Raw genomic sequence first — 18664 nt, forward strand, 5'->3', positions numbered from 1 at the left:
TTAAACTTCCTCATTCCTATTTTTAAAAATTCTGTCCAAAATCCTGTCTGCAGGTTCCCAATTTGGCTCCTTTCGACAATCTCTCAATTCATCTTCACTTAATAGCCTACCTTCAAATGCTTTTTTCAAGATGCTTTGACGTAAAGCCTCAGCTTTTTTAAGACCTTCATCTATGTTAGATAGAATATTATCACAAACGGAAAGGCGAGTTTCGATTTCTTTAATAATTTGTTGTTGTTCTTGGAGTGATGGAATTGGAATTGGAATTTCTTTCAACTCAGTCATACCAACCATGTTTGGCATGGCGGTTCCTAGCGATTTCGTAAAAATCAAACGCTGAAAAGTTTCAGACCTGAAAAGTAAAATAAAAAACTTTTTTAACATTATATTCTCATCTAAGTCAATTTTTAAAAGTGCTTGATTTATTACTCCCAAATCTGCATCTTCAGGTAATAGGCAAATACGGCCCAATGTAACTCCCGAACAGCTTATAATCATATCGCCACCTTTCACTTCAAAAGCTTTTAATTCTTCAAATTTCTCTTGTGTAATAAAATACCGATGCCTATAAGGATCATTATTTATGGCATGACCTTGTTCGTAAACCACAATTCCATTATCAACAAAATACTCTTTTTTCAATGCGCTACCAAAAGGACCTCTTTTCATAGCATATTTATTATTTTTCGTTATTGTTTTCCAAGGGAGAGTGATCCAGTTACTTGGCGTTTTATAAGTCAACTCCTCTTCTTTAAATTCCGGGAAATAATTCGATTTTGATATTAATTTAGACTTTATTGCATTTTCTTTTTCTTTTTTTAAATTAGACAAAAAATCGTCCATCTTGTATTGTTTCTTTTCCCGCCAATCTTTCGTCAAATCTCCTTCAAATGCTTTTTTGAGCACAGCTTGTCGATAGATTTCCAGCTTCTCTTTAGCTATGTTGAGATTGGTAATACCATTATCAATCTTACTAAAAAGGTCTTCTATTTTGTTCACTATGGCACGTTGTTCAGGAAGGGGGGCAAGGGGGAAGCTAATTTTAGCAAGATTTTTTCTTGATATTCTTTTTCTAGTAGTACCACTTTGCAATTCTTGAATTTTCTGCCTTGAATTTGGAGAGTTAATATTATACAAGAAAAATTTGCTGATAATATCTGAGTTTTCAAATCTAATAATTGCAACATCAACAACTGTAACGAATCTTTCATCCCCTTTTAATGGGAATATTGTGGCCCTACCTAAAGGGTGAGGCATTCTTGCAACAAGTATGTCTCCTTCTTTCAAAAAAGTACAATTTAACTCATTTGCTTTTTGAGTAGTTAAAAACCTATTTGATTTATCAACGAATTTGCCATCACCGATATCTGCTAATTGAATTAATCTTACATCTCCCTTTGGATCTTGGTCTTTACTTTCAATCCAATCCCCGTCTGAAAAAACGCCCTCTTCGGAGACAATATCATTTATTTTAATTTCAATCCAATCTTCTCTCATCATGCCACTAATACCTCATTTAACTCATTAATAATTTCATTCATCTTATCTCCAAAGAGTTGATACATTTTACCTCTGCCACCTTGAGCGTCAAAAGGTGTATAGTCTAAATCATCTACATCAACATGAAAGCTGGTTCCTATATGGTCTTTAATCATCCTTAGCCAGTTCATCTGTTCTTCGTTAAATTTTAATGCCCCTGCCTGTTTACCAAATACCCATTCCTGAAAATTCCTGTCCACTGTTTTATTATATGGAGTAAGTTGCTGGTCAACGCCGGTAACTCTACGAATCAATGATACTAATGCTACCAACTCATTTTTAGGTCTGCCTCCTTTTACTTCTTCCAATTGGGCATAAGCATCCCAAACATAATGTGGAGCAAGTAGAGGCTTTTCCAGTTTCATTTTTTCAAATAATTTCTTAATCATGCTAAAAGTAAGTTCCCTCCTACGGTAGGGCTGGTCGTAAAAAATACTTAATGCGGTAATCTCGTCTTTGTTGGCTTCAATGTACTCTTTAAAACTTTTAACAACATATTCAGCCTGATCTTTAGTAAAACTGTCCCATTCTGCACGCAATATCTTATCTAGATTGACCGTATCAATAATTTGCTCATGAACTTTCCGGACATTCTCAATGTATTCGTTAAGTTCCCCGGTAAATGTTTTAGCTGCATTAGTGGCAAGTTCATCTTGAATCTGTTTTTTACACTCTTCTTCTTTGGCAGGAAACCATTCTTGTTCAGGAGTTTCATTGACCAATGCTTCAAATTTTTGTTCAATGATATCTGGGTCATAAGCATCGAGTAGATCTTTTACAACCGTACTCATATTCTTACCACCGCTTATTTCTATGAATTTACCCTTCTCATCTTCTGAAAGCTGTTTTTGCAATCGAGCTAATCGATTTGCTAAGGATGTAAACAAATCTTCATCTTGTGCTCCCATGGCCACCGCAGCCAAAAGGTCCTTTAGTGGTGTATTTGGCTTTCTTTCAAGCGGTCTGCTGTCTGTTTTTTTAGATTTAGTAGCACCAATAGCATCAACAATTACAAAATGGGTTTTGGTATGTCTTGCAGTACGGGTTACCCGTTTAAGATCATCAAAACTTATAGTTCGCGTTCCACGACCTTTCATCTGCTCAAAATAATTGATGCTTTTCACATCCCGCATAAAGAGCAAAATTTCCAAAGGTTTTACATCTGTTCCTGTTGCAATCATATCTACCGTCACAGCAATCCTAGGCGCCCATGAATTTCTAAAGCGGTTTAACACCGATTTTGGATTTTCATCAATTTTATAAGTAACCTTTTTGCAGAAATCGTTGCTTTCATCGAACTCTTCTCGAATTATCTGGATAATATCGTCTGCATGACTGTCCGTTTTGGCAAAAACTAAAGTTTTAGGTACCTCAAACTCATCATTGTCATCAAAGCGATCAGGAAAAATAGTTGGTAGTGCCTCTTTGAAAGCTTTTACAACCTGTCTAATTTGACTCGGATTTACAACATCTTTATCAAGTTTTGCAGCCGTATATTTGTAATCTTCGTCCAGTCTTTCCCATCTTTTTTTACGAGTTAGTTTTTCTCTTTTATCAACATATTCTTTTGCCTGAATTTTCGCTCCGGCTTTTGTAATTTCAGTTTCTATAGTAAACACATCATAAGGAACATTTACACCGTCTGCTATTGATTCTTCATAAGTATATTCGCTTACAACATTTTCATTAAAGAAACCAAATGTTCGTTTATCTGGTGTTGCTGTAAGGCCAATTAAAAAGGCATCATAGTACTCAAGAACTTGCTTCCATAAGTTATAAATGGATCGGTGACATTCGTCAATAATTATAAAGTCAAACTGTTCAATAGGGTTCTTTGCTGAATATTCTACAGGTATTGGTTCTTTTTTTTGCCATTCCCAACCTTTTTCATTAGGGTTTCCTTCTTCTGCTGACTCTTCTAGTTCTTCCCCTTTTAAAATTGAGTAAAGCCTTTGAATGGTAGAAATACAAACCTGACTATCGGAAGCAATGTAACTAGAGCTTAAGCGCTGCACATTATATAATTCGGTAAATCTCCTGTTATCATCTGTTGGCTGATATTTTAAAAATTCTTGTTCTGCCTGCTCTCCAAGGTTTTTAGTATCAACAACAAATAGAATCCGCTTGGCATCTGCATGTTTTAACAATCTATAAATAAAGGTACATGCTGTAAATGTTTTACCTGCACCTGTGGCCATCTGAATCAATGCTTTTGGTCGATTATTTTTGAAAGACGTTTCAAGATTTTCAATGGCCTTGATTTGTGCCGGTCGCAACCCGTCTTTGTCTAATTCGGGAAGATCTCGTAAGCGACTTCGAAGAGTTTTATGTTCATCAAACCATTCTAACAGTGTTGAAGGTTGATGAAAATGAAATATAGGCCTTGAACGAGGTTTTGGATCTCTATAATCAGTAAATCTAGTCAATACTCCAGTGCTTTCATACACAAAAGGCAGAGGCGTTTTATTTAGATTGTATTTTAATGTAGCTTTTGCATAACCAGAGGACTGGTCTTCAACAATGGTTAGCCTTTGGCCTTCTTCTTCTTTTTTTGCTTCAATAACACCAACAGGCTTTCTTTCTACAAACAATACATAATCAGCTGGTCCTATATCTGTTTGATATTCGCGAACTGCAACACCTTTTGCTGCAGATAAATTTACCTTATTTTTGGACTGCACAACCCATCCAGCTCGATTTAACATTAAGTCGATTTTATCTCTAGCTACTTGTTCTGGATTCTGATTATTCATTCTTCCACCCCTTTTCTTTGGTCAATAATAATTCATCACTACTGAGTTTCAGCAATACCCTTTCTTAAAACCTCTTTAGCTTCAACAGATATAAGGGTACTATTATATAGCTTTACGATAGTTTTCATCATATCAATTTCACCAAAAGCTGGAGCGTTATTAACTGTGTTCCCATTTTTTGTGTATCTCATTAAAAGTTGTTTTTCCTTTTGAGATACGCCATTAATAATTGGGATGCACTTATCAAAAACAATCTCATACTCACTGTTAATATTATGAGAAATGCGATCATGAATTTTATACTGCACTTTGGGTTTACTCACTTGCTTTCTCCTCCCGGATATAAATCTAACAACACGCTCGTAATTAAATATAATCTGTATCTATAAATCTATATTACAACAAAAGAGATTGATCTTCCTTATTATTATAAATATCAATATACTGCTTTAATAGTAATTACATTCTCTCGTTAATATTTTTCGGACTTGCCCACATAATTCTCTTCCATACATTTGTCACAACGATTTATAACTTCATTCCATCTAAGTTTTGATCCTTGCTTCCCAGGTATTAAAAAACCTTTTCCAAACCTTTTGCAATTCAGTATCTTGATCGATTTGATAAAAATCTATGAATTGCTTGATTTTTTCTATTGTTTTAATGTACCTCTCATCGAAAACCATACCAAGCTTGAATCATATCCTTCGACTCAACTCCTACGTATTTCTAGCAGAAAGTCCCAAATGCAAGCAAGAAAGCCTGAACTTCATCTACAAATTTCATATCAGAATCGTGTTCTCGTTTCTTATAATTAAATCCTTTGATTATCTTCATAATGGAGATTGTTTTGTCGTATTCTAAAAGTTGTATTATAAAGACAGTGTTAATGTCTCTGGAAGCCTCTATTCTTTCTGTGTAGGCGTGATCCGATTCAAAGTAGGTAACTGTGGGCAAGATTTTACAAGCTTTTCACGCTGCACATTATCACCCATTAGCAAAGGTTTTAATAACCATTTTAAAACGTTCATCAGCTCTTAATTTTGGGTGCATTTTATCGTTCATTTTTTTCAATGCATTTATGCTGGCTTTAACACTCATTTATTTCCCGCTTCCTTCAGCCTTTGTACTACTTCCTTGTTTCAGTTCTCTTTGAATGGTAACCTAAAACCTGCTCGTTTTACTTGGTTATCCCTTTCGAGAATGGCTAATATCTCCCGCTTAGGATCTCCTATACTCGAATAATTGAAGCGAGGAGATATTTTCCTTTTTTGATACGGATATGATCACCATCAGATAAAAGCTCAGCACCCAATTGATCAACTGACTGGATAATGCTTATACACTCCATCATATAATCAGGTCCTTATCATCCTCATTTTCTAATCCTTGATTTCCACCCACATTACCCACATTTTGTTTAATCTCTTGTAGCTCTTGGTCTTGAAACGTGGGCGTTCCTGATGCACGTTGATACACAATAACCACATTTGATTTCTCCCGGCTTAAATTGTGTGTATTGTGTACGGGTGTGTACTCAGATCCCCACGTTGTTTTTTCTTCTCTGACAGGGTTTGTGGATCATTGTGGGTGCTTTCCTGGATATCTAAAAGGTATGGGTTCACTTCTAATAGATGCTTCCGTCCGTCTTTTATTTGATGGATAAATCCCCGCTCCTCAGATTCCAACAATGTTGCTTTTAGATGCGTGGCTTTTTTAAACCTTTTTCTTGTAAGGTTTTGGATTTCCCTATACTTAATAACAGGATTATTTTTCTGCTTAATCACTTCCAGTAGATACTTTGCATCTTGTGTACCTTGATCAGCTCCCATGCAGCCATATGCGGCCTTGGCATTGTTCAATAAAGTATCTAGTTAGCTGTTGAGCTGAATTATGCGCTTTAAAGTGGCGGGACATTGCATTTCAAAAACTTATTACAATCCCACTAACAATAAAAAGCAATATAAACTGTTACCTCCAAAAACTGAAACGGCTATACGGGTAGTTGATGTTGATGACACAGTAATTAATGAACTAAGAAAACACCAGTCATTTCAGAAAAAAGTAATATTGAGGTATCGCGATGTTTACCATGATCATGACGTCGTTTTTGCTAGCATTGATGATTTATCTCCTAGCTATCCGCTCTATATTAAAAAAGTGGAAAATCGCATGAGAAGATTGTTAAAGTTAGCCAAACTCAGTACTGAACTTACGCCTCACTCATTGCGTCATACTCATACGTCGCTCTTAGCTCAGGCAGTAGTGAGTCTGCCCCAAATCATGGAACGGTTAGGCCATAAAAATGAAGCAACAACAAAGAATGTTTATTTACACGTCACAAAAGAAATGAAAAAAGAGGCTTCCCAAAAGTTCAAAGAACTTATGGAAAACCTCTAACTTAGACCCTTGTTGTAGAAAATGTTACTCTTTCGTTATCCTTTGGTTACTTTCAGAGTAAATAAAGGTCTATAAACCCCACTTTTAATGGAATTCAGGGAGCATGTTTACATCATTCCGCCCATACCGCCCATGCCGCCCATGTCAGGCATTCCTGCGCCGCCGGCGTTTTCTTCCGGTTTGTCAGCGACAACGGCTTCAGTTGTTAAGAGCATTGCTGCTACAGAAGCTGCGTTTTGCAGAGCAGAACGTGTCACTTTTGTCGGGTCAACGATACCTTTTTCGATCATGTTTACCCATTCGCCGGTTGCAGCGTTGAAGCCTACACCGATTTTTTCGTTTTTCAGGCGCTCAACGATGACAGAACCTTCAAGGCCTGCATTGTGTGCGATTTGACGGATCGGCTCTTCAAGCGCGCGAAGCACGATGTTGATACCTGTTTGCGCATCGCCTTCAGCTTCCACTGCAGCGACTTTGTTGTATACATTGACAAGCGCTGTACCACCGCCAGATACGATTCCTTCTTCAACAGCTGCGCGAGTTGAGTTGAGGGCGTCTTCGATGCGAAGTTTACGCTCTTTCAGCTCAGTTTCAGTCGCAGCGCCGACTTTGATGACAGCTACGCCGCCGGCAAGTTTCGCAAGACGCTCTTGTAATTTTTCTCTGTCGAATTCAGAAGTTGTTTCTTCCACTTGAGCGCGGATTTGGTTGACGCGTGCAGCGATTTTTTCAGTGTCGCCGGCGCCTTCTACGATTGTTGTGTTTTCTTTCGTTACCACAACTTTAGAAGCGCGTCCCAATTGTCCGATTTCAGTAGATTTCAGGTCAAGGCCTAAGTCTTCTGTGATTACTTCTCCGCCTGTAAGAACAGAGATGTCTTCAAGCATTGCTTTACGGCGGTCACCGAAGCCAGGAGCTTTAACGGCAACAGCGTTGAATGTGCCGCGAAGTTTGTTGACAACGAGTGTAGCAAGAGCTTCACCTTCAACATCTTCAGCGATCAGAAGCAACGGTTTGCCTTGCTGTACAACTTGCTCAAGCACAGGAAGGATTTCTTGAATGTTTGTGATTTTTTTGTCTGTGATTAAGATGTAAGGATTGTCAAGAACCGCTTCCATCTTATCAGAGTCAGTTACCATGTAAGGAGACGCATATCCGCGGTCGAATTGCATACCTTCCACAACTTCAAGCTCAGTTGTGAAGCCTTTAGACTCTTCGATTGTGATGACGCCGTCGTTTCCTACGCGCTCCATTGCTTCAGCGATAAGGCTTCCGACTTCCTCATCAGCAGCAGAGATCGCAGCAACCTGAGCGATAGACTCTTTGCCTTCGATCGGCTTAGAAATTTCTTTTAAGTTTTCGATTGCAACAGTTACGGCTTGTTCCATACCTTTACGTACGCCGACAGGGTTAGCCCCCGCAGTTACGTTTTTCAGGCCTTCACGGATCATAGCCTGCGCAAGAACTGTTGCAGTTGTTGTACCGTCACCGGCAACGTCGTTTGTTTTGCTGGCTACTTCAGCTACAAGCTTCGCACCCATGTTTTCAAACGCGTCTTCAAGTTCAATTTCTTTTGCGATTGTCACACCGTCATTAGTAATTAACGGAGAACCGAATTTTTTCTCCAGAACCACGTTGCGTCCTTTTGGCCCTAAAGTTACTTTTACAGCGTCAGCAAGCGCATCGACACCGCGAAGCATAGCGCGGCGTGCTTCTTCACTAAACTTAATATCTTTTGCCATGTTAACGAAACCTCCTCGAATTTTTAAAAATATTTATTTGCTTAGCCGATTACAGCTAAAATGTCGCTTTCACGTAAGATTAAGTATTCAGTACCTTCGTATTTCACTTCAGTACCGGCGTATTTTGAGAAGATAATGCGGTCGCCCTCTTTTACTTCTAAAGCAACGCGCTCTCCGCTTTCCAACACGCGACCTGAACCGGCTGCCACGATTTTGCCTTCTTGCGGCTTTTCTTTTGCAGAATCCGGTAATACGATTCCGCTGGCAGTTTTTTCTTCAGATTCTACGAGTTCAATGACAACGCGATCACCTAATGGCTTTAACAATGTAATAACCTCCTCAATAGTATGAATATGTAATTTTAGCACTCAGCTCTAAAGAGTGCTAACACAGTTATTATAATAAAGAATCTCACTTCCAATTTCAAGTCATAAGAATAAAAAATTTTCACGCTTACATGATTCTCTCTCGCACTGATTTTCTCCTTTTTTCACGTCAAGTTCACTTGTGTTACAATAAGAACAAATAAGTTGATTTTATAGGATAAAGGAGTACATATCATTTGAGAAAACAGTATTGGTATATCATTTTGACATATGTTATCATGCAGCTTTCCGCCTTGATCGGCATTCCTTTAATGTACAAATTCGGCTATGCGGGCGGGCACCCTACGAATGCGAATCTCACCATGGCTCAGGGGATTTATTCCGTCGTAAGCTTTTTTATCTGCCTGATTATCGTTCTCTTGATATTGAGAACCGCGCCGAAGCAGACATTAAGAAACGGGAAGAAAGCATCCGCCGGAATGTCCGTTCTCTGGGCGGTCGCGGGAATATGGCTCGCTTTATTTTCTCAGGGAATCGCCGGGATGATTGAGCAGTATGTCTTTCACGTGGACAGCGGTTCCGAAAACACGAAAGCCATTCTCAACATTATTAAAGCCATGCCGCTCATGATTATCGTTTCTTCTATCGTCGGGCCGATTCTTGAAGAAATCATTTTCCGGAAGATCATCTTCGGTGTATTATATGAAAAAACGAATTTCTTTATCGCCGGACTGATCAGTTCCGTCATTTTCGGCATTGTGCATCAAGACCTCACGCACCTGCTGCTGTATACGGCCATGGGCTTTACCTTTGCGTTCTTGTATGTGCAGACGAAACGGATTATTGTGCCGATATTCGCCCATGTCATGATGAATACCATTGTCGTGGTCATGCAGCTCGGCCCCGCCCAAAAATATATTGAACAGCATAGTGAGCAAATGCAATTAATTATTGGAGGATTGTTTGTATGAGGAACCCAATGACTTGGGGCTTGATTTATTTCGCAGTCGGCTGTATCTTTACGTATTTGGCCGCAAGCTCTCCGGGAAGCATGTGGTCTTTTTATTCCATACTGCTGATGGTTTTCGCCGCTTATAATATCAGCATCTCGTTTAAAATGTTCGCCTTCTCATTTAAAGTGAAGAAAAATCAAAAATAATAAAAGAAAAGCCATTTCTCATCATTGAGAAATGGCTTTTTTATGCTGATACGTCCTGGTCAGATTCACTGCCGGTCTGCCTTTTCCGATACGCCGCTTTTGAAATCAGGATACTGATTTCGTATAAAATGCAAAGCGGAATGGTAATCATCAAGTGAGACAGCAGCTCAGGCGGCGCAATCATCGCGGCGATCACGAGCAGCACAAAATATGCGTACTTCCTGATCTTCGATAAAAACATCGGCGTGATAACACCGAGTCTCGTTAAAAACATGATCAGCACCGGCATCTGAAACAGCAGCCCGAACGGAATCGTCAGCTGCAGCAGAAAATGAAAGTATTCGGTGATCCCGATCACCTGGTTGACATCCAGGTCATTCGAGACCCGCTTCATAAAATCAACGACCAGCGGAAATAAAATATAATAAGAAAACGACACACCGCCGACAAACAGCACGATCGAAATCGGAATATAGCTGAGTGTTACTTTGCGCTCCTTCTCATACAGACCCGGGCTGACAAACGCCCAAATCTGATAGAGAATAATCGGCGAAGTCAAAATGATGCCGATGATAAACGCGAACTGCAAAAAGATAAACAGCGGATCCGTCAGGTTAAAAGCATTAAGGGTGAGCTCTTTTACTTCATCGGCTTTTTGAAGATACACAATGATAGGTTTTGCCAGAAAAAAGCCGGCAATAAAGAAAACCGTAAAGGATAACGCCACAATCAGCAATCGTTTCCGAAGTTCGGCAATATGCTCCACAAGCGTCATTTGATTCACTCTCATACGCGTCATCCTATCTTACTGTTCTTCTTTCTTTTTTTCCTCTTCTTCACCGGCTAATCCCTTAGTAGCGTTCTTAAATTCACGAAGCGTGTCCCCCGCCGCTTTTCCTAATTCGGGAAGCTTCTTCGGACCGAAAATAATTACCGCCACCACACCGATAACCGCCAGGCTTCCAGGACCGATCATGTGCAGCTCCTCCTTTCGCTATTCAATTTCTTCCAAAACAGAATAATGCTTCAAGAAATAAACCAATGATTGAAGCTCTACAGCTAAATCTATATGATGAATTCGAATGTGATCCGGCACATTCAAACGGGCCGGCGTAAAGTTAAGGATTCCCTTGATTCCGAGCGCCACGAGCCGGTCGGTGATTGACTGGGCGGCAACCGCCGGAACGGTAAGAATCGCCACGGGTTCATCCTTTATGTGAAGCTCTAAATCATCAAGATCAAAGACAGGCACACCGCCTACCTCAGTTCCTATTTTACTCTGATTTACATCAAAAGCCATAGATATTTTTGTGTTATTATTTTTTGTGAAATTATAGTGAAGAAACGCCGTCCCTAAATTCCCGACACCGATCAAAATGACGTTCGTCGTTTCATCCTGATCCAGTGTTTTTCTGAAAAATGACAGCAGGTAATCCACATTATAGCCGTATCCTTTTTTGCCGAGCGCCCCGAAATAGGAAAAATCCCGGCGGATCGTGGCCGAATCGACTTTTACCGCGTCGCTCAGTTCAGCTGATGAAACGCGCTGCTTTCCTGAGGCGTGTAAATTCTTTAAAAAGCGATAATAAAGCGGCAGCCTTTTTGCCGTCGCCTGTGGAATTTTTGATTGATCCTTGTTCATGATTGGTCCTCCACTTTATACTCAGATGCATCTCTTTTAAAATCACCGTTTTTGCCTCCTGTTTTTTCCATGAGGCAGGTCGGGCCGATGACCATTCCTTTATCCAGCGCCTTGCACATGTCATACACGGTCAAAGCGCAGACTGAAGCGGAAGTTAGCGCTTCCATTTCCACACCTGTACTCCCTTTCGTTTTTACGCTTGCCTGTATATGAAGAACGGCTTCGGAATCCTTTTCCTCCCAGCCGAATGAAATGTCGACGCTGCTTAAAGAAAGCGGGTGGCACATCGGAATAATCGCTGACGTCTGCTTTGCGGCCATAATTCCTGCCACCTGTGCGACAGCCAGCACGTCTCCTTTTCCGATCTCGCGGTTTTTGATTCTGCTGTACACGTCATGCTTCATGTGTACGCTGGATATCGCAGCGGCAGTACGGACTGTTGAAGATTTATCGCTTATATCCACCATGCGGGCACGGCCTTCTTCATTAAAATGAGAAAATCCATTCATATTTAAACTCTCCTTACTTCTGATCATACACTATTTTCTCCCTGATGTCTTATCCTATAATGTTCCAATTCTGATGTATTGTTTGCTGACAGCAGGTTGATAAGCTACACTTAACTTATTATAACAGAGGTGAAATAATATGATGATCTTACAAATTAATCAGCTATCCAAATCTTTTGGCGCTGATCCTATTTTAAACAATATAAAGCTTGAAGTCAGATCTCGGGATCGCATCGCCATAGTAGGCAGAAACGGAGCCGGCAAATCAACTCTCCTTAAAATTATCGCAGGTCACCTTTCATATGAAAAGGGTGAATTAATCAAACCGAAAGAATTAACGATGGGATATCTTGTCCAGCACACTGGCTTGGAATCCCAGCTTACCATAAAAGAAGAACTGCTGAGCGTTTTTGATTTCCTGAAAGCAATGGAAAAAGAGATGCGCTCTATTGAAGAAAAGATGGCCACGGCCGCCCCGGCGGAGCTTGAGACGCTGATGAAAACCTATGACAGGCTTCAGCAGGATTTCAAGGATAAAGGCGGCTATCAATATGAAGCGGACGTCCGATCTATCCTTCACGGACTCGGCTTCGGAAAATTTGACGATTCCGTGAAAGTGCAAAGCCTGAGCGGCGGTCAGAAAACAAGGCTTGCGCTCGGAAAACTGCTGCTGACCCAGCCTGATCTGCTTATTCTGGATGAACCGACGAACCATCTCGACATCGATACGCTTACATGGCTTGAGCATTATTTACAGGGATATTCAGGCGCAATCCTGATCGTTTCCCACGACAGATACTTTCTTGATAAAGTCGTCAGCCAAGTGTACGAGGTCTCCCGGACAGAAAGCAAAAAATACCTCGGCAACTACAGCGCCTATTTAGAACAAAAAGCCGAGCAGTATGAGAAAGACCTGAAGCTGTATGAAAAACAGCAGGACGAAATCGCCAAGCTTCAAGATTTTGTCGACCGCAATCTGGCCAGAGCTTCTACAACGAAAAGAGCCCAAAGCAGACGAAAACAGCTTGAACGGATGGACGTCATGGCCAAGCCGCTCGGGGATGAGAAATCCGCCGCCTTCCGTTTTGACATTACAAAACAGAGCGGAAACGACGTCCTGCGCGTACAGGATGTTTCCATCAGCTATGACGGCCAGCCGCCGCTCTTGAAAAACCTGACCTTCGGCATTACAAGAGGCGAAAGCGCCGCCCTCGTCGGACCGAACGGAATCGGCAAATCAACCTTGCTGAAAACGATTATGAACACGATCAGTCCGGAATCCGGGTCGATCACGTACGGTTCCAATGTCACAATCGGCTATTACGATCAGGAGCAGGCTGAACTGACATCGTCCAAACGCGTGCTGGACGAGCTGTGGGATGAATATCCGGACATGCCGGAAAAAGAAATCAGAACATGCCTCGGCAACTTTCTGTTCAGCGGAGACGATGTCCTGAAACCGGTCCGTTCGTTAAGCGGCGGGGAGAAAGCAAGAGTCGCGCTTGCCAAGCTGATGCTTCAAAAAGCAAACTTTCTCATCCTTGATGAGCCGACAAACCACCTTGACCTGGACAGTAAAGAGGTGCTGGAAAACGCCCTGATCGACTACCCGGGAACACTGTTATTTGTATCGCATGACCGCTACTTTATTAACAGGATCGCCACAAGAGTGCTGGAGCTGTCACCTGATCATGCAGAAGAATATTTGGGAGACTATGACTATTACACCGAGAAAAAAGCACAGCAGCTGGAACTGGAAGAAATGAAGCGGCAGGAAAAGGAGCAGGCTCAGCCTGCCGGCAAGGTCAAACAGGATACGAAAAGAACTTACGAGGAAGAAAAAGAATGGAAGAAGAAAGAACGGCAGCGCCTGAGACGCATTGAAGAAATCGAAGCGGCCGTCTCATCCGCCGAAGAGAAAATCAGTGCCAATGAGGAGCTGCTGTGCGACCCTGACGTGTATCAGGATCATGAAAAAGTACAGACCATTCACGCGGAGAATGAAGCCCTGAATCAAGAGCTCGAAAACTTATTAGCAGAATGGGAGGAACTCTCCTCAGAAGAATAGAAAAAGTCAAGCACCTCTTTAAGGGGTGCTTTTTTATCCACAGCTATCCTCCTTGTCAGCCATTTAAGTAAGCGCTTTATACACACTATCCACAAAATTTTCTGACTTTATCCACTTTACTAACAACTTACAGTCCCTTATCCAGACTGGATTTCTGAATATATTCACAATCCTGTGGATATGTTAGAATTATCTGTTAATAAGTAAAAAAAAAGCCTCACGTTTTACAACGTGAGACGATCAAAGGATGTTAATTCCAAACCGGGCTGTCCGTTCATATCGTACGAGCCCCGGATCCCCTTTTCAAAAGCAACGGTTCCGGCAGCCGCAATCATCGCTGCATTGTCCGTGCATAAAGAAAGCGGCGGGATGACAAGCTCGGGATCTCCTGAATGGCTGAATTCCCGCTGCAGTGCGGCTCTCAGCCCTTTGTTAGCGGCTACGCCCCCTGCAAGCAGCACTTGTTTAACCCCGTATTCTTTCGCGGCCTTAGAGGTTTTTGCCGTCAGTACATCAATGACACTCTGCTGAAAGCTTGCGGCAAGATCCTCCGGAGGAATCACCTCATTTTTTTGCGAGGCGTTATGAAGCGTGTTAATCACGGCTGATTTCAGGCCGCTGAAGCTGAAATTGTAAGACCCTTCTTCCAGCCACGCACGCGGAAGCGGAATGGAATCCGTTCCCGCAGCAGCTAGCTTATCAATCTGCGGCCCTCCCGGATAGGGAAGCCCCATCGTTCTTGCCACTTTGTCGTAAGCTTCGCCTGCGGCATCATCCAGCGTTTCACCGATAACCTCGAATGAACCGTGCTCTTTCATATAAACCAATTCCGTATGTCCGCCTGACACAACCAAAGCAAGCGCCGGGAACTGAAGCTCTCCTATCAGCCTGTTTGCATAGATATGGCCCGCAATGTGATGGACGCCGACTAACGGTATTTGATGGGCAAAGCTTAACGCCTTTGCCGCATTGACCCCGATTAACAGGGCTCCGACAAGTCCGGGTCCTTCCGTTACGGCAATCGCATCAAGATCATCAAAGCCCATCTCCGCCTTTGAAAGAGCTTCCTCAATCACAAGGGTAATCTGCTCCACATGATGTCTGGACGCTATTTCAGGCACGACTCCGCCGAAACGTTTATGACTTTCAATTTGAGAAGCGACAACGTTTGAAATGATGTCTTTTCCGTTTTTCACGACTGAGGCCGCAGTTTCATCACAGCTTGTTTCGATTCCTAATACATAAATATCTTGTTTTTCACTCATGTAATGTCACCCACATTAATAACGCGTCTTCCCCGTTATCTGTATAGTATTGTTTTCTGATTCCTCCGGCCTGAAGACCGAATTTCTTATATAAGGATTGGGCGGGATGATTTGAGACCCTGACTTCGAGAGAGAGCCTTCTTGCCTTTTTTTCTCTGCACAATTCTATCGCAGAGCGAAACAGCGCTTCTCCCAACGATTGGCCCCGATATTCCGGCTTAATGGCTATGTTCGTAATCTGCGCGTCATCTATAATAATCCAGATTCCGCAATACCCCGCCAGACAGCCGTCCTTTTCAATGACAAGGTAGTGGGCATACGGATTTTCCAAAAGCTCATGATAAAATGAATCCTTCGTCCATGGAGAAGTAAAGGATGCTGTTTCAATTTCATAAATTTGATCAATATCTTCCGGCCGCATGCTTCGAATCGCCGTTTTCGTTTTCATCCCTATCACCCTATTTTTGAGATTCCATCCATTTCGCTTCAGCCTCTGCCAGACGCAAATAATCCGGAACAAGGCTGTGGACATCCGTTTCTTCTTTTTCCAAGCCTAAAAACGCCAGCTCTGACGGCCGCGGATTATGCTGTGCAGCCGTTCCTATCACTGCTTGAGATGTCATTTCATGCAGAATGGTTTCTTCATGAATGGCTGTATCGTGCCCTAAAAATAAAACCGGAGACGCTTTTTCTTTCAGCATGCCGAGCCAATCAGTCAAAAGGACATTCTGATCAGGAAGAACGGATTGTAATCGGCCGTCCTGATATTCATAAAGTCCCGTATATACCTGTCCGCGCCGGGCATCAAATAACGGGCAGATCAGTCCTTGAAAGTGCCGTCCGTTAGCCGCCAGCACCTCCAGGCTCGAGACAGCGGAAACCGGAAGCTTCAGCGACCATGCCAATGTTTTTGCCAGCGTCACACCGATTCTGACACCTGTGTACGATCCCGGTCCTTTCGCCACCGCTATTTTCGTAAGGTCCTGCGGTGTCAGGCCGCAATCCTTCAGCAATGAATTGACAGCAGGCATCGCCCGCACGGAATGATTCTTTTTTAAATATGTAATATACTCCGCCATCACCGTTTTCTCTCGAACGAGCGCGGCACCCAGCGTGTAATTTGACGTATCAATTGCCAGTATTGTCATGTTTATTTATCTCCTCACAAAGCGTTTCATACCGTGTTCCGAAAGCCGTAAAGGTAATGTCCCTTGCCTCATCACCGGCTCTCTTGATGACGATCTGCAGCCGTTCAGCAGGCAGCTGATCCTGAATTAAATGAGCCCATTCAATTAAACAGACGCCTTGTCCCTCAAAATATTCTTCAAGCCCTAAGTCTTCGCTTTCATCCTCCATACGATACACATCCATATGATATAGAGGAATCGAACCGTCATGGTATTCTTTTATAATTGTAAAAGTCGGGCTGTTTACCACTCTCGTGATTCCCAGTCCTTCGGCAAAACCCTTTGTAAAAGTCGTTTTTCCCGCGCCTAAGTCGCCTTCCAGTGTCAAAATGTCTCCCGGCTTTGCCAAAGAAGCGGCAAGCTTGGCTACGGCTTTCGTTTCTTCGGGGTTTTTCGTTCTCCATTGTAATGTCTTCAAAGTGAGTCACCCGTCTTATTTAAAATGATTGTATCCTTTTTTCTCAAGGACGATTTGTCTCTGATCATTGGCTGTCAAAAGAACACATGCTTCCTTCCGTTCAGACACCGCCCCTATCTTCGCTATCGGAATGTCTGACTGAGAGCAGTAATCAAGCAGAGAGGTCCACTCTTGCTGAGAAACCGTTCCAACCAATTCAAAATCTTCACCGCCGAATAACACCCATTTCTTCCATTCAGAATCTGCCTCAGGCAAATCCCGATGCACCGGCAGAAGTTGTTCTTCAATTTCTATCGTAACTGAACTTGCCGCAGCTATTTCATGCAGCTCACTGGCCAATCCGTCACTGATATCATTCAGAGCCGCGCGCTGAAGCTGAGAGCAGAAGCGGCCGACTTGAACTCTCGGAACGGGCCGTTTATGTTTTCGGATAAAATAATCACTCGTGTGAAAAGCAGAAGGAAGTGTTTCTCCCAACAAAAGAGACAGTCCTGCTGCGGACGAGCCGATATCCCCCGTAACAAACACAACATCTCCGGGTCTTGCCGAGCTTCGCAGACAAGCGCAATCCTTCTCAACTTCACCGATGACAGTAACGGTAATTACGGCTTGACCGGAAGCGGAGACGGTATCTCCCCCGATCAAATCCATTTGATATAGTTTCGCCAGTTCCGCCATCCCTTCATACATTGCCTGGACGTCAGCTTTCTGCCAGCAAGAAGGAACCGCTAGAGACACCAAATAAAACTTCGGAATGCCTCCCATCGCCGCAACGTCACTAATGTTAACAGCAAGCGCCTTATAACCGATATCATGAGGAGAGGAATACTCTAATTTAAAATGGACATTCTCCACCATTGTATCAAGGCAGACAATTTGCTGCATATGGGGTGACGCTGTATAAACCGCACCATCATCACCAATCCCTACATCGACGGAAGGATGATAATGCGAATGCGGCGTAATACTGTGAATCAACTCAAACTCATCCATATATCTCCCGTCTCCCTTTCTGACGCTCTTGTGAAATACAGCTCTTTCTAGTGTATCGGATTATGTTTCAATATCCAAGACTTTAACGATATAAAAGAAAGCTTGGTTAGATACCAAGCTGCCAGCATTTAAAAGAAAACACAAAAAAAACGAAAACATGATCGTTTCGTTTACAATAAAAATGGCGGTCCGGACGGGACTCGAACCCGCGACCTCCTGCGTGACAGGCAGGCATTCTAACCAACTGAACTACCGGACCATTTAATTTTTGGTTGCGGGGGCAGGATTTGAACCTGCGACCTTCGGGTTATGAGCCCGACGAGCTACCGAACTGCTCCACCCCGCGATGATAAAATTTTAGAAAAGCTTGGCGGCGTCCTACTCTCACAGGGGGAAACCCCCGACTACCATCGGCGCTGAAGAGCTTAACTTCCGTGTTCGGCATGGGAACGGGTGTGACCTCTTCGCTATCGCCACCAAACCATTGAGAGTGTTCTCTCAAAACTAGATAACAGTAAGCATACATTCAAATTGGTTAAGTCCTCGATCGATTAGTATCTGTCAGCTCCATGTGTCGCCACACTTCCACCTCAGACCTATCAACCTGATCATCTTTCAGGGATCTTACTTCCTTGCGGAATGGGAAATCTCATCTTGAGGGGG

Annotated in this window: 19 protein-coding genes, 2 tRNA genes and 2 rRNA genes; 4 read left to right on the plus strand and 19 right to left on the minus strand. The window is 42.5% G+C overall.

What is annotated here, in order from left to right; genetic code table 11:
• The 4 genes from ACWJJX_RS17920 to ACWJJX_RS17935 form a co-directional block, all read right to left on the minus strand.
• Entirely contained in the window at positions 1 to 1500 is a 1500-nt protein-coding gene (locus ACWJJX_RS17920) for a restriction endonuclease subunit S (protein WP_454023173.1), read from the minus strand.
• Positions 1497 to 4292 carry a type I restriction endonuclease subunit R gene (locus ACWJJX_RS17925; protein WP_454023174.1) on the minus strand — a complete coding sequence of 932 codons (2796 nt, stop codon included), beginning with the start codon at positions 4290 to 4292 and terminating at the stop codon, positions 1497 to 1499. Before ACWJJX_RS17925 ends, ACWJJX_RS17920 begins: the two co-directional genes overlap by 4 nt.
• A 38-nt stretch (positions 4293 to 4330) precedes the next feature.
• Complete coding sequence (locus tag ACWJJX_RS17930) at positions 4331 to 4615, minus strand: hypothetical protein (protein WP_454023175.1); 285 nt, start codon at positions 4613 to 4615, stop codon at positions 4331 to 4333.
• A gap of 1182 nt (positions 4616 to 5797) precedes the next feature.
• On the minus strand, positions 5798 to 6124 hold the full coding sequence (locus ACWJJX_RS17935; RefSeq protein ID WP_454023176.1) for a hypothetical protein: 327 nt from the start codon (positions 6122 to 6124) through the stop codon (positions 5798 to 5800).
• A gap of 61 nt (positions 6125 to 6185) precedes the next feature.
• Between ACWJJX_RS17935 and ACWJJX_RS17940 the strand changes: the two genes are divergently transcribed.
• Positions 6186 to 6692, plus strand: coding sequence for a tyrosine-type recombinase/integrase (locus ACWJJX_RS17940; protein WP_454023177.1), 507 nt, complete (start codon positions 6186 to 6188; stop codon positions 6690 to 6692).
• Between the two features lie 107 nt (positions 6693 to 6799).
• Here the strand turns inward: ACWJJX_RS17940 and groL are convergent, their stop codons facing one another.
• Both groL and groES read right to left on the minus strand, forming a co-directional pair.
• A complete protein-coding gene (groL, locus tag ACWJJX_RS17945) occupies positions 6800 to 8434 on the minus strand; it encodes a chaperonin GroEL (RefSeq protein WP_003155941.1) in 1635 nt (544 codons plus the stop codon).
• Positions 8435 to 8475: 41 nt separating this feature from the next.
• A complete protein-coding gene (groES, locus tag ACWJJX_RS17950; protein WP_003155970.1) occupies positions 8476 to 8760 on the minus strand; it encodes a co-chaperone GroES in 285 nt (94 codons plus the stop codon).
• A gap of 236 nt (positions 8761 to 8996) precedes the next feature.
• Between groES and ACWJJX_RS17955 the strand changes: the two genes are divergently transcribed.
• Both ACWJJX_RS17955 and ACWJJX_RS17960 read left to right on the plus strand, forming a co-directional pair.
• Positions 8997 to 9731, plus strand: coding sequence for a CPBP family intramembrane glutamic endopeptidase (locus ACWJJX_RS17955; protein WP_015416945.1), 735 nt, complete (start codon positions 8997 to 8999; stop codon positions 9729 to 9731).
• The gene (locus ACWJJX_RS17960; protein ID WP_003155975.1) at positions 9728 to 9919 is read left to right on the plus strand and encodes a YdiK family protein; all 192 of its coding nucleotides are present in this window, start codon (positions 9728 to 9730) and stop codon (positions 9917 to 9919) included. Before ACWJJX_RS17955 ends, ACWJJX_RS17960 begins: the two co-directional genes overlap by 4 nt.
• 40 nt (positions 9920 to 9959) lie before the next feature.
• On the opposite strand, the gene tatC is transcribed toward ACWJJX_RS17960, so the two are convergent.
• Genes tatC through moaC form a run of 4 tightly spaced genes read right to left on the minus strand, consistent with a single transcriptional unit; the run spans position 9960 to position 12070 of the window.
• Complete coding sequence (tatC, locus tag ACWJJX_RS17965; protein WP_088005343.1) at positions 9960 to 10718, minus strand: twin-arginine translocase subunit TatC; 759 nt, start codon at positions 10716 to 10718, stop codon at positions 9960 to 9962.
• Between the two features lie 6 nt (positions 10719 to 10724).
• Positions 10725 to 10895 carry a twin-arginine translocase TatA/TatE family subunit gene (locus ACWJJX_RS17970; protein WP_003155981.1) on the minus strand — a complete coding sequence of 57 codons (171 nt, stop codon included), beginning with the start codon at positions 10893 to 10895 and terminating at the stop codon, positions 10725 to 10727.
• 18 nt (positions 10896 to 10913) lie between these two features.
• A complete protein-coding gene (locus tag ACWJJX_RS17975) occupies positions 10914 to 11561 on the minus strand; it encodes a redox-sensing transcriptional repressor Rex (protein ID WP_013351182.1) in 648 nt (215 codons plus the stop codon).
• Positions 11558 to 12070: a cyclic pyranopterin monophosphate synthase MoaC gene (gene moaC / locus ACWJJX_RS17980; protein ID WP_003155986.1), complete on the minus strand. Its 513-nt coding sequence runs from the start codon at positions 12068 to 12070 to the stop codon at positions 11558 to 11560. The genes ACWJJX_RS17975 and moaC overlap by 4 nt, the downstream gene beginning before the upstream one ends.
• A gap of 139 nt (positions 12071 to 12209) precedes the next feature.
• Here moaC and abc-f point away from each other — a divergent pair, with 139 nt between their 5' ends.
• Positions 12210 to 14138 carry a ribosomal protection-like ABC-F family protein gene (gene abc-f, locus ACWJJX_RS17985; RefSeq protein ID WP_454023178.1) on the plus strand — a complete coding sequence of 643 codons (1929 nt, stop codon included), beginning with the start codon at positions 12210 to 12212 and terminating at the stop codon, positions 14136 to 14138.
• A gap of 224 nt (positions 14139 to 14362) precedes the next feature.
• On the opposite strand, the gene tsaD is transcribed toward abc-f, so the two are convergent.
• The 9 genes from tsaD to ACWJJX_RS18030 form a co-directional block, all read right to left on the minus strand.
• Positions 14363 to 15403 carry a tRNA (adenosine(37)-N6)-threonylcarbamoyltransferase complex transferase subunit TsaD gene (gene tsaD, locus ACWJJX_RS17990; RefSeq protein ID WP_014304467.1) on the minus strand — a complete coding sequence of 347 codons (1041 nt, stop codon included), beginning with the start codon at positions 15401 to 15403 and terminating at the stop codon, positions 14363 to 14365.
• The gene (gene rimI, locus ACWJJX_RS17995) at positions 15396 to 15851 is read right to left on the minus strand and encodes a ribosomal protein S18-alanine N-acetyltransferase (protein WP_003155993.1); all 456 of its coding nucleotides are present in this window, start codon (positions 15849 to 15851) and stop codon (positions 15396 to 15398) included. The genes tsaD and rimI overlap by 8 nt, the downstream gene beginning before the upstream one ends.
• Before the next feature lie 10 nt (positions 15852 to 15861).
• On the minus strand, positions 15862 to 16551 hold the full coding sequence (gene tsaB, locus ACWJJX_RS18000) for a tRNA (adenosine(37)-N6)-threonylcarbamoyltransferase complex dimerization subunit type 1 TsaB (RefSeq protein WP_070081451.1): 690 nt from the start codon (positions 16549 to 16551) through the stop codon (positions 15862 to 15864).
• Positions 16532 to 17008, minus strand: a complete 477-nt coding sequence (tsaE, locus tag ACWJJX_RS18005; protein WP_070081450.1) for a tRNA (adenosine(37)-N6)-threonylcarbamoyltransferase complex ATPase subunit type 1 TsaE — start codon at positions 17006 to 17008, stop codon at positions 16532 to 16534. The genes tsaB and tsaE overlap by 20 nt, the downstream gene beginning before the upstream one ends.
• Before the next feature lie 15 nt (positions 17009 to 17023).
• Complete coding sequence (thiL, locus tag ACWJJX_RS18010) at positions 17024 to 18001, minus strand: thiamine-phosphate kinase (RefSeq protein ID WP_077721878.1); 978 nt, start codon at positions 17999 to 18001, stop codon at positions 17024 to 17026.
• Between the two features lie 182 nt (positions 18002 to 18183).
• Positions 18184 to 18260 (minus strand) — tRNA-Asp (locus ACWJJX_RS18015).
• Positions 18261 to 18270: 10 nt separating this feature from the next.
• A tRNA-Met gene (locus ACWJJX_RS18020) sits at positions 18271 to 18347 on the minus strand.
• A 19-nt stretch (positions 18348 to 18366) separates the two neighbouring features.
• Positions 18367 to 18482 (minus strand): 5S ribosomal RNA (gene rrf, locus ACWJJX_RS18025).
• 50 nt (positions 18483 to 18532) lie between these two features.
• A 23S ribosomal RNA gene (locus tag ACWJJX_RS18030) occupies positions 18533 to 18664 on the minus strand; the annotation flags it as partial.

The sequence above is a fragment of the Bacillus sp. YH3-2-B2 genome, from assembly GCF_053663335.1.